The sequence below is a fragment of the Streptomyces botrytidirepellens genome, from assembly GCF_003721215.1.
Lineage (GTDB): Bacteria > Actinomycetota > Actinomycetes > Streptomycetales > Streptomycetaceae > Streptomyces > Streptomyces himastatinicus.
The window spans coordinates 1-11,678 of record NZ_RIBZ01000011.1 but is presented as its reverse complement, the minus strand read 5'-3'; the positions used below and the strand labels follow the sequence as shown (position 1 = coordinate 11,678).

At 69.6% G+C, this 11,678-nt stretch carries 4 protein-coding genes; all 4 read right to left on the bottom strand.

The window, feature by feature from the left end; all coding sequences use genetic code 11:
• Nucleotides 1-913, bottom strand: a 913-nt coding sequence (locus EEJ42_RS00275) for an AfsR/SARP family transcriptional regulator (RefSeq protein ID WP_148081796.1), incomplete at its 3' end; no start/stop codon positions are given.
• Between the two features lie 184 nt (nucleotides 914-1,097).
• Nucleotides 1,098-3,086, bottom strand: coding sequence for an ABC transporter ATP-binding protein/permease (locus EEJ42_RS00270; protein ID WP_123098018.1), 1,989 nt, complete (start codon nucleotides 3,084-3,086; stop codon nucleotides 1,098-1,100).
• A 266-nt stretch (nucleotides 3,087-3,352) separates the two neighbouring features.
• Entirely contained in the window at nucleotides 3,353-6,304 is a 2,952-nt protein-coding gene (locus EEJ42_RS54110; RefSeq protein ID WP_123098017.1) for a type I polyketide synthase, read from the bottom strand.
• Nucleotides 6,301-11,625 carry a type I polyketide synthase gene (locus EEJ42_RS54105; RefSeq protein WP_425472828.1) on the bottom strand — a complete coding sequence of 1,775 codons (5,325 nt, stop codon included), beginning with the start codon at nucleotides 11,623-11,625 and terminating at the stop codon, nucleotides 6,301-6,303. Before EEJ42_RS54105 ends, EEJ42_RS54110 begins: the two co-directional genes overlap by 4 nt.
• Nucleotides 11,626-11,678: the final 53 nt, after the last annotated feature.

The following is an 11,678-nucleotide window of genomic DNA, read 5'->3' as shown; positions in this document are numbered from 1 at the left end:
CGGGCTGCGGCGGCGTCCTGCGGGAGAGCTGGGCGGGCGGGCCGCCGCGCTTGGCCTCACTCTCCTGAGCGATGATCCCCAGCGCGTCGGGCTGGGACAGCACCGGGTCGTGTTCGAGGATCGCCCGCTCCATGTCACGCAGTACGCGGCCGGGCTCCAGGCCCAGCTTGTCGGCGAACGCGGTCCTCGTACGGCGGTAGAGCTCCAGCGCGTCCACCTGGCGGCCACAGCGGTACAGGGCCAGCAGCAACTCGGCGCACAGCCGTTCCCGTACCGGCTCCGCGACGACCAGCGCCTCCAGTTCCTGCACCACCTTGTGATGTCCGCCGCAAGCCAGCTCGGCCTCGAACAGGTCCTCCTGCACGGTGAGGCGCGCCTGCTGGATCGCGGTCAGCTCCGGCCAGTCCGTGCCGGCCTCGGCCAAGTCCGCCAGGACCGGGCCCTGCCACATTTCCAGCGCCGTCCGGAGGGTCTTCGCCGCGGCGGTCCAGGACCCGGCCGCGAGTTCGGCACGTCCGCTGTCCGCCGTCGCCTGGTAGGCGGTCAGATCCAGCGCGTCGGTGTGCACGCTGAGCAGGTAGCCGGGCGCGTGGGTCAGCAGCATCGGTGCGGGGGCGGCACCCTCGCCGGTCCCACCGCCCCCGCGGTCCGCGATGCCGGCCTCGCCGCCCTCGCCCTCGATGTCCTCGGCGGACAGCAGACCGCGCAGGCTGGAGATCGCGTTCTGCAGCATCTTCCGCGCCGTGGGCGGCGGGTTGCCCGTCCACAGCGCACGCAGCAGGGTGCTGGTCGCCACCACCTGGTTCGCGTGCAGCAGGAGGAATCCGAGTGCGGCGCGCTGTTTGATCCCGCCCAGCGCCACGGGGCCACCTCGGTCGAGGACAGTCAGCGGACCCAGCACCCGGAACTTCATACCGAAATCGCTCCCGTTCCATCCGCCGTGGTGGACATCCCCACATTCCGCCGGCCGGAATGCCCGAGAGCACGCACGCCGAGGGGTGGGCGCCTGGGCCCCCCGTCGGCCCGGCCAGGATGCTACGGGAGCGCTACTGGGGAAATCACCGGCTTCGGCTCCGGGGGCGAAGGGCGAGGGCGAGTCAGGAGGCGCGCCAACGCAGCGACCGGTCGGCGATGGTGAGGGCGAGCGCCGTCATCACGGTCAGCACCAGGATGTCGAGGCCGAAGGTGGCATCGATGTTGTCGCTGACGCTGCGCCGGATGGCGTCCGACCCGTAGGTGGTGGGCATGACCCAGCTCAGGGCCTTCAGCGGCAGCGGCAGGGCCTTGGCCGGGATGAGCAGAGGAGCGCCGAGCAGCAGGACGAAGTTCAGCACGTAGGTGACGATCGAGATCAGCTCGATGCGGTCGATCAGGCTGCCGATGACCAGGCCGAGCGCCGCGAGCGGGAGCGCGGTCAGCGGATAGACGATGAGGAGCATCGGCGACAGCGTCAAGTCCAGGCCGTAGAGCAGCCGCACCGCGATCAGCGAGGTCACCAGGCCCGGGGCGATGAGCAGCAGGCGGGCGGCGACGAACGCCATCACGAACGCCACCTTGCTGATCGGCAGTGAGGCGTAGTACAGCATCGATCCCTCGGCCTTGATCGCACCTATCCGCTGCGCGATCGCCGTGGTGCCCAGTGCCGCGATCGCGAACACGCCGGAGCCACTGGCGATGTACGTCAGGCTCAGCTCGTCGGTCAGCCCGGAGCCGATCCGGGAGAAGCCGAACACCATCGTCAGCGGCATAAAGATGCCGAACACCATGTGCACGTGCCAGGAGGTGCGGACGGTCAGCATGTGCTCGAACCACAGGTACTTGAACGAGGTGCCGAACCGGCCGAGCCGCTCCCGCAAGGGCATCCGGCCCCGGCCCTGGGACTGGGAGTGGGAGTGGGCCCGGGCGCGGGCCCGGCGGGACGTCCCGGAGACCGGCGCCGCGGGTTCGGCGGCGGGGGGCTCGGCGGCGGGGGGCTCGGCGGCGGGGAGTTCCATGGCCGCCGGCCGGTGGCCGTTCGGCGCGGCGGCGGCCGCCGTCTTCCCCGCGTCACCGCTCTCCGCTGAACCGCCGCCTCCCGCCGGAGTCGTCACCAGTTCCCTGGCGGCCGCGGCATAGGAGTCCTGTCTCGGGTTCAGGGTGAGGTAGACGTCTTCCAGGGTCGGACGGGCAAAGCGGAAATCGTCGACACGCTTCACGCCGACATCGGTGACCAGCACCTCGATCAGCGGCTGGAGCCGGTCCGTCGCCGCGGTGATCAGGTAGCTGCCGCTGCGGCTACCCTGGCTGACCTCACCGACCGTGCTGAGCCGCGAAATCTCCTCCGGGGTGAGGCTGCCGCCGTCGCGGACGAACAGCTCCAGCCGCGCCTGCGCGCCGATCTGCTCCTTGAGTTCACCGGGCGTGCCCATCGCGGTGATCCGGCCACCGTGCATCACCGCGACCCGGTGCACGGCCTTCTCGGCCTCCAGCACGTTGTGTGTCACCAGGACGACCGTGGCGCCCTCGAGGGTGCTGCGGCGCTCGATCATCTCCCAGATCAGACGCCGGTTGTGCGGATCCAGCTCATTGGTCGGCTCGTCCAGCACGATCAGCTCGGGGTGGCCCATCAGCGTCATGCCGAAGTTCACCAGGCGCATCAGGCCGCCGCTGAGCCGCTCCACCTGACGGTCGGCGTACGGGCCGAGGCCCAGCTCGTCGATCAGCGCGTCGGTCTGGCGGCGGGCGTCGCTCTCGCTCTGGCCGCGCAGCCTGCCGGTGTAGTGCAGAGCCCGACGGGTCTCGATCAGCCGCATGGAGAGCCCCGCCTGCGGCAGGAAGCCGACAGTGGACTTCACCGTCTCCGGGTAACGGGTCACATCGACGCCGTTGACCATGATCGAACCGGAGGTGGGCCGCACGAGTCCGAGCAGCTGCAACACCAGCGTCGTCTTACCGGCGCCGTTCGCGCCGAAAAGGCCGAAGACCTGCCCGCGGGGCACGCTGAAGTTCAGGCCGTCATTGGCCTTGATCAGCTCTCCGTTGCGCCCCGGATAGGCGCGTACAAGATCGCGCACCTCGACCGCCGTATCGCCACTCGTTTTGACCATGCCCCACGCCCTATCGCCTCATCGGCTCACGAACCGGGCACGCGCCACTGATCCGCCGCCTACGTATCGGGTTTCTCGTGCTCAGCGGACCCGGCACGAACGCATCGCGCTACCGCGAGCGAAAAATTTCCACGGCTTCGCACCCAAGCTATGTCAGGCGCGATCCTCGCGTCATTGGAACTTCTCCACTGTTCGCCCAGCGGGAATGCCCGCCGACGTCGCCGAACCGTTTACCACGGGAACGTCTCGGGTTTTCCCTATCCTGTTTACGATCCGCCGAGCTCCTCGTCGAGGAAAGCGAACATCTCGTCATCCGACGCGGCGTCGAAGTCGAGCTCGGCGGAGTTCTCCTGGGCGCGCAGTGTGGCCCACCGTGACCTGAGGACTTCGATCCGTCCCGCGATCTGCTTGTGCGCCGTGGCGTCCACGCTCACCTTCGCGATCACCTGCTCCAGTTTGTCCAGCGTGGCGAGGATCGAGCCGGAGCCCTCGACTTCCGCCGACACCAGCTGAGTGTGCAGATGGGCCGCGAGCTCGCTCGCCGTCGGGTAGTCGAGGGCCAGCGTGGCCGGAAGCCGCAGCCCGGTCGCCGTGCTCAGTGCGTTGCGCAGTTCCACCGACGTCAGCGAATCGAAACCGAGATCGCGGAATGCGCGGGACGGATCGACCGCGGCCGCGCCGTCATGCCCGAGTACCGCCGCGACGTGTCCGCACACCAGATCCAGCAGGGCATCGCGTTGCTCGGCCTCGTCCATTCCCTCCAGCCGTTGTACGAGGCCGGGGTCCGTGGCGGCCCGGCCTGCCGCGCGGCGGCTCCGGACCAGGCCGCGCAGTCGCGGCGGCACCTCGGCGCGGGCCCGCAGGGCGGGCAGGTCCAACCGGACCGGCAACAGCACCGGATCCGCCGTGGCCAGGGCGGCGTCGAACAGCGCCACCCCCTGCTCGACGGACAGCGGCGGGAATCCCGAGCGGTGCATCCGCTCCCGGTCGACGGCGCTCAGCTCACCGAGCATGCCATCGGTCTGCTCCCACGGGCCCCAGGCCAACGACACACCCGGCAGCCCCCGATCTCGCCGGTACCGCACCAACGCGTCCAGGAACGCATTCGCCGCGGCGTAACTCCCCTGACCAGCACTGCCCAACGTGCCCGCCGCGGAGGAGAACACCACGAACGCAGACAAGTCCAAGCCCTGCGTCAGCTCATGCAGATGCCACGCCGCGTCCACCTTCGGACGCAACACCGCATCGACACGCTCGGGAGTCAGCCCACCGATGATGCCGTCGTCCAGCACCCCTGCGCTGTGCACCACCGCGGACACCTCATGCCCGGCCAGTACCTCGGCCAGCGCCTCCCGATCGGCCACATCACACGCCACCACCTGGGCACGGGCGCCCAGTCCGGCGAGTCCGGCGACCAGGTCCTCAGCACCCGGGGAAGCCATCCCCCGCCGGGACAGCAGGAGCAGGTCCCGTACGCCGTGCTCGGCCGCCAGGTGCCGGGCCACCACCGCACCCAGACCGCCGGTGCCGCCCGTGATCAGAACCGTGCCCGAACCGGCCCAGGACGCGCCGGGCTCCGGTAGGGGGTCCGGGTCCGGTGTCTGCTCCGGCTCCGGCGCTTGTGCCCGTACCAGCCGAGCCGTGAGGAGGTGCCCCTCACGGATCGCCAGTTCCGGCTCCGGCGTCGTCAGCGCCCGCGCCAGGACCGGGCCGGGAACCTCCGTACCGCTCAGATCCAAGTCCAGGTCCAGCAGCGTGATCCGGTCCGGATTCTCCGTCTGCGCGGAGCGCATCAGGCCCCACGCCGAGGCCGCTGCCACATCATCGCCGCTGGTGGCATTGCGCGTCAGCACGACGAGTCGGGATTCGGTGAACCGCTCCCCCGCCAGCCAGTCCTGCGCCAGGCGCAGGGCCTGCGACACCGTGGCGTGAACGGCTTCCACCCGCCCGGCGTCGGGCTCGGTGTTCAGCTGGACCAGAACCACGTCCGGCACCGGGGTCTCGGTCGCGGCCAACGCCGCCAGATCCGGGTACGCGTACGCCCGGACCTCGGTCCCCGCAGAGCGCAACAGCTCGGTCACGTCGTCCGCCAGGCCGACCGCGGCCACCTCGGGCGGTTCGGTCCCGACCTGCTCGGTGGCCGCGGTCCACTCCGTACGGAAGAGGGAGTCCCCGACCACCGCCGGGCCGGTGCCGAGTTGTTCGGGTGTGACGGTGCGGACCACCAGACCGTCCACCGTGAAGACCGGCCGCCCCGCGGTATCGACGGCCTCGATCGTGACCGTGTCCTGCCCGGCACGCGACAGTCGTGCCCGCACCGACGTGGCGCCGGAGGCGAACAGCGACACGCCCTCCCAGGAGAACGGCAGAGCTCCCCCTTCGCCGTCCTGCGCGGCGCCGGTGAATCCGGCGACGTGCAGGACCGCGTCCAAGAGCGCGGGATGAGCGCCGAACCCGTCGACGTCGGTGTCCATGCCGATGTCGGTATCGGCCACGGCGGCGGTATCGGGGGCTTCGGGCAGGGCGACTTCGGCGAACACCTCGTCGCCGAGCCGCCACGCGGACCGCAGGCCCCGGAACACCGGTCCGTAGTCGAACCCGGATTCGGCCAGCTGCGCGTAATGGTCGTCGAGGTCGATCGGTTCGGCGCTCGCCGGCGGCCAGGCGGCCGTATCGAAGCCGACGATGGATTCGACAGGGTCGTCGGTCAGCGCACCGACGGCGTGCTGCGTCCACTGCGCGCCCGAGTCGTCATCGGGCCGCGAGTGGACGGTGACAGTGCGCCGCCCGTCCTCATCCGCCGCACCGACTCGCACCTGGATCTGCACCGCGCTTCGTTCGGGCAACACCAGCGGTGCGGCCAGGGTCAGTTCCTCGACCCGGCCACTCCCGACCTCGTCACCGGCCCGGATCGCCAACTCCACGAAAGCCGTACCCGGCAGCAGGATCCGGCCCATGATCGTGTGGTCGGCCAGCCACGGATGCGAGGCCAACGACAGGCGACCGGAGAACACCACACCGTCCGAGTCGGCCAACGACACCGCCGCACCCAGCAACGGATGCCGTGCCGAGGCCAGCCCCGCGGACCGTACGTCCCCTGCGTCGACTGCGGTGGTGGGCCAGTACCGCTGCCGTTGGAAGGCGTAGGTGGGCAGTTCGACCTGCCGCGCACCGGTGCCGGTGTAGAACGCCCGACAGTCGACGGCGATTCCGGTCACGTGCAGACGGGCGAGCGCGGTAACCGCCGCGCTCTCCTCCGGACGGTCCTTACGCAGNTAACCGCCGCGCTCTCCTCCGGACGGTCCTTACGCAGCACCGGAACGACCACGGCCTCATCCGGTACCGACTCCCGGACCAGGGCCGACAGCACACCATCCGGCCCCAGCTCCAGGAACGTCCCCACCCCGGCCCCGGCCAATGCCCGAACGCCATCGGCGAACCGCACGGTCTCCCGCACATGCCGCACCCAGTACTCCGCCGAACACAACTCCCCCGCCGCAGCGAGTCCACCGGTCAGATTCGACACCACCGGAATCGTGGGCTCACCGAACTCCAGACCAGCCACAACGGCACGGAAATCATCCAGCATCGAAGACATGAGCGGCGAGTGGAACGCGTGACTCACCGCGAGCCTGCTCGTACGCCGCCCCTCGGCCTCAAACCGCGCCGCAACCTCCAGCACCGCAACCTCATCGCCGGAGACCACCACCGAAGAGGGCCCATTCACCGCCGCGATCGACACCTGATCGGACAGCAACGGCGCGACCTCGTCCTCGGCCGCCTCGACCGCCACCATCGCCCCACCGGGCGGCAGCGCCTGCATCAACCGAGCCCGCGCGGACACCAAAGCACACGCGTCCTCAAGCGACAGGACACCCGCCACGTGGGCGGCCGCGACCTCGCCGATCGAATGCCCACCCACGAAGTCCGGCCGCACCCCAAAGGACTCCACCAGCCGGAACAACGCCACCTCAACCGCAAACAGGGCAGGCTGGGCCGACCCGGTGCTGTTCAGGGCCTCGACATCCTCGCCCCACATCACCTCGCGCACCGAATCGCCAAGGTGCGCAAGTACGGCGTCCAGCGCCTTTGCGAACACCGGGAATCGGCCATACAACTCTCGGCCCATACCCAGCCGCTGCGCACCCTGCCCCGAGAACACCACAGCCAACGAACCCTGACCAACCGCACCTCGTGCAGCCTCGACCACACCCGAGTCAGAGGCCAGCAACACCGCCCGATGCTCAAACACCGACCGCCCGACAGCCAGCGAGAAACCCACATCCAGCGGAGAACGGGCCCCCTCGTCATCGGCAAAGGACCTCAGCTGGTCCACCTGCGCGTCCAGCGCGGCCTCGGTCTTCGCCGACACCACCCACGGCACCACACCCGGCACCACCACCGCCTCCGGCTCCCCGACCGGCAGCTCGACCACAGGCGCAGCCTCAAGAATCACATGCGCATTCGTGCCGCTGATACCGAACGACGACACACCCGCCCGACGCGGACGCCCCACCTCCGGCCACACAGTGTTGTCCGCCACCAGCTCGACATCCCCGGCCGTCCAGTCCACATGCGACGACGGCACCTCGGCGTGCAGGGTGCGCGGCAGCACCCCATGCCGCATCGCCATGACCGTCTTGATCACACCCGCGACACCCGCCGCAGCCTGCGTATGACCAATATTCGACTTCACCGAGCCGAGCAGCAGCGGACGCCCCGAGTCCCGATCCTGCCCATACGTGGCCAGCAACGCCTGCGCCTCGATCGGATCACCCAGAGTGGTCCCGGTTCCGTGCGCCTCCACCGCATCGACATCGACCGGGGACAGCCCGCCACTGGCCAGCGCCTGCCGGATCACCCGCTGCTGGGACGGACCATTCGGCGCAGTCAACCCATTCGACGCGCCATCCTGGTTCACCGCGCTGCCCCGCAGCACCGCCAGCACCGAGTGCCCGTTCCGCTCAGCGTCGGACAGCCGCTCCAGCACCAGCATGCCGACACCCTCGCCCCAGCCGACGCCATCAGCCGAGTCCGAGAACGCCTTGCACCGGCCATCAGGAGACAGCCCGCCCTGCCGCGAGAACTCCACAAACGTCGTCGGCGTCGACATCACCGTCACACCACCGGCCAACGCCAGCGAACACTCACCCGCACGCAACGCCTGCGCCGCCAGATGCATCGCCACCAACGACGACGAACACGCCGTATCAACCGTCACCGTCGGACCCTCAAGCCCGAGCGTGTACGACACCCGGCCCGACGCCACACTCGGCGCACTGCCATTGCCCCGGAACGCCTCGAATTCCCGGGCCGTCAGCAGGTTGCGGTAGTCGTTGTACATCACCCCGGCGAACACCCCGGTCCGGCTGCCCCGCAACGACACCGGATCCACACCGGCACGCTCAACGGCCTCCCACACCGTCTCCAGCAACAACCGCTGCTGCGCATCAGTCGCCAACGCCTCACGCGGACTCATCCCGAAGAACGCCGGGTCGAACGCGCCCGGGTCCCGGAGAAAGCCACCCGCATGGGTCGAGGACGTGCCCGGATGGCCGGGATCCGGGTGGTACAAACTGCCCAGGTCCCAGCCCCGGTCGGCGGGGAAATCGCCAATCGCGTCCACCCCTGCCGTCACCAGCTGCCACAACTGTTCCGGAGACGACACCCCACCCGGGTACCGGCAGGCCATCCCCACGATCACCACCGGATCATCCGCGACCGAAGGCAGCGCAGCAACTGGCGCCGACACACCCGTATCCGCCCCCAGCAACTCGTCAAACAGATGGTCCGCGAGTGCCTGCGCGGTCGGGTAGTCGAAGACCAGCGTCGCGGGAAGCCGCAACCCCGTCGCCGCACTCAGCCCGTTACGCAGCTCCACACCCATCAACGAGTCGAACCCGAGATCACGGAACGCGTGGTTGGGGTCCACCACCGTGGCACTCTCGTGCCCCAGCACCGCCGCGACTTGGTTTCGCACCAGATCCAGCAACACCTCCCGCTGCACAAGCCCGGTGGACGCTATCCGTCCGGCTGTGCGGCGCGTACGGATCAGCCCGCGCAACAGCGGCGGCACCTCACCACGAGCCCGCAGCGCCGAAAGATCCAGCCGCACCGGCAGCACCACCGGCTCCCCGGAACCGACCGCGGCATCGAACAGCGCCACACCCTGCTCGGTGGACAGGGGCGGGAATCCCGAGCGGTGCATCCGCTCCCGATCGGCGGCGCTCAGCTCGCCGAGCATGCCGCCAGGATGGTCCCAGGGCCCCCACGCCAGCGACACACCCGGCAGCCCCTGATCCCGCCGGTACCGCACCAGCGCGTCCAGGAACGCATTCCCCGCGGCGTAACTCCCCTGACCCGCACTGCCGAACGTGCCCGCCGCGGAGGAGAACACCACGAACGCAGACAGGTCCATGGCCTGCGTCAGCTCATGCAGATGCCATGCCGCATCCACCTTCGGACGCAACACCGCATCAAGGCGCCCCGGAGTCAACGCACCCATCAGACCGTCATCGAGCACACCGGCCGCATGCACCACAGCCGAAACCTCACGCCCGGCCAGCACCTCCGCCAGCGCATCACGATCAGCCACATCACACGCCACCACCTCGGCGCGGGCACCCAATCCGACGAGTTCGGCAACCAAGTCCTCAGCACCCGGCGACGCCATCCCACGCCGGGACACCAGCAGCAGATCCCGCACACCACGCTCGGCCACCAGATGCCGCGCCACCACCGCACCCAGACCACCCGTACCACCCGTGATCAGAACCGTGCCGCGCGGCTCCCATGACGCCGCACGCAACTCTGGAACGGGCATCCGCGTCAGCCTGGGGACCAGGACCTCCTCATCACCAACCATCAGCTCCGGCTCGGGCTGCGCCAACGCACGCGACAACACCGCCCCCGACACAGCACCGTCACCAAGATCCAGCAGCGTGATCCGACCCGGATGCTCCGACTGCGCCGACCGCACCAAACCCCACACCGACGCCACCGCCAGATCACCGACAGCACCACATGCCACCGCGACCAGGCGAGAAGCGGCGAACCGCTCCTCCTCCAACCACTCCTGAGCCAAGCCCAAAGCCCGCGTCACCATGTCGTGGACACCATCCACCACTCCGTCACCGGGCTGCTCCGTAGCGACCTCGGCCAACACCACATCCGGCATCGGCCCCTCTGCCACGGCCAACGCGGCCAGATCCGGATACACCGCAACGTCCGACCCGGCACCGCGCAGCATCCCGGCCAAACCGCCGTCCGGGCCGACCACCGCAACCACCGATGGCGCGGCGTCCGTCCCCTCAGCCACCGGAGCCCACTCCACCCGGAACAACGAATCCCGGCCAACCGTCCGGCCACCACCGTCCGCCAGCTCATCAGCAGCAAGAGGACGCGCGACCAACGACGCGACGGACGCCACAGGACGACCCACCACATCCGCGACCGCGATGGACACCGCCCCCCGCTCGTCGTACGACAACCTCGCCCGCACCGTCGTCGCCCCGGAGGCCTGCAACGCCACACCCTCCCAAGCGAACGGCAGACCGCGATCCGCTGTGCCATCGGCGAAGGCGCCGGCGTGCAGCACTGCGTCCAGCAGCGCGGGATGCATCCCGAACCCACTGGCATCGGCACCCTCGTCCAAAGCCACCTCGGCAAAGAGCTCGGCACCCAGCCGCCACACCGCCCGCAGCCCCTGGAACACCGGGCCGTATGCGAACCCGGACTCGGCAAGCCGTTCGTAGCACCCATCGAGGTCGACCGGCTCAGCGCCCGGGGGCGGCCAGTTGGTCGCATCGAACTTGGTGTCAGCCAGATCGTCCACTACGCCCAGGACCCCCGTGGCGTGCTGCGTCCACAGCGGCTCATTGGAGCCATCCACCCGGGAGAACACCTTGACCGACCGCCGTCCGGAGTCATCGGCAGAACCGACGAACACCTGAATCTGCGCCGCTCCCCGTTCGGGCAGCACCAGTGGCGCAGCCATGGTCAGTTCTTCGAGTAGATCGCACCCGAATTCGTCACCGGCCCGGATCGCCAGGTCCACAAAGGCGGTGCCGGGCACGAGAACCCGGCCCGTGATCGTGTGGTCGGCCAGCCACGGATGCGAGGCCAACGACAGGCGACCGGAGAACACCACACCGTCCGAGTCGGCCAACGACACCGCCGCACCCAGCAACGGATGCTCAGCCGAGGCCAGACCGGCAGCCCGCATATCGCCCGGAGCAGCCACAGCCGCAGGCCAATACCGCTGCCGTTGGAAGGCGTAGGTGGGCAGTTCGATCTGCCGGGCGCCGGTCCCGGTGTAGAACGCCCGCCAGTCGACGGCGATGCCGGTCACGTGCAGACGGGCGAGCGCGGTAACCGCCGCGCTCTCCTCCGGACGGTCCTTACGCAGCACCGGCACCACCACGGCCTCATCCGGTACCGACTCCCGGACCAGGGCCGACAGCACACCATCCGGCCCCAGCTCCAGGAACGTCCCCACCCCGGCCTCTGACAACGCCCGAACGCCATCGGCGAACCGCACGGTCTCCCGCACATGCCGCACCCAGTACTCCGCCGAACACAACTCCTCCGCCG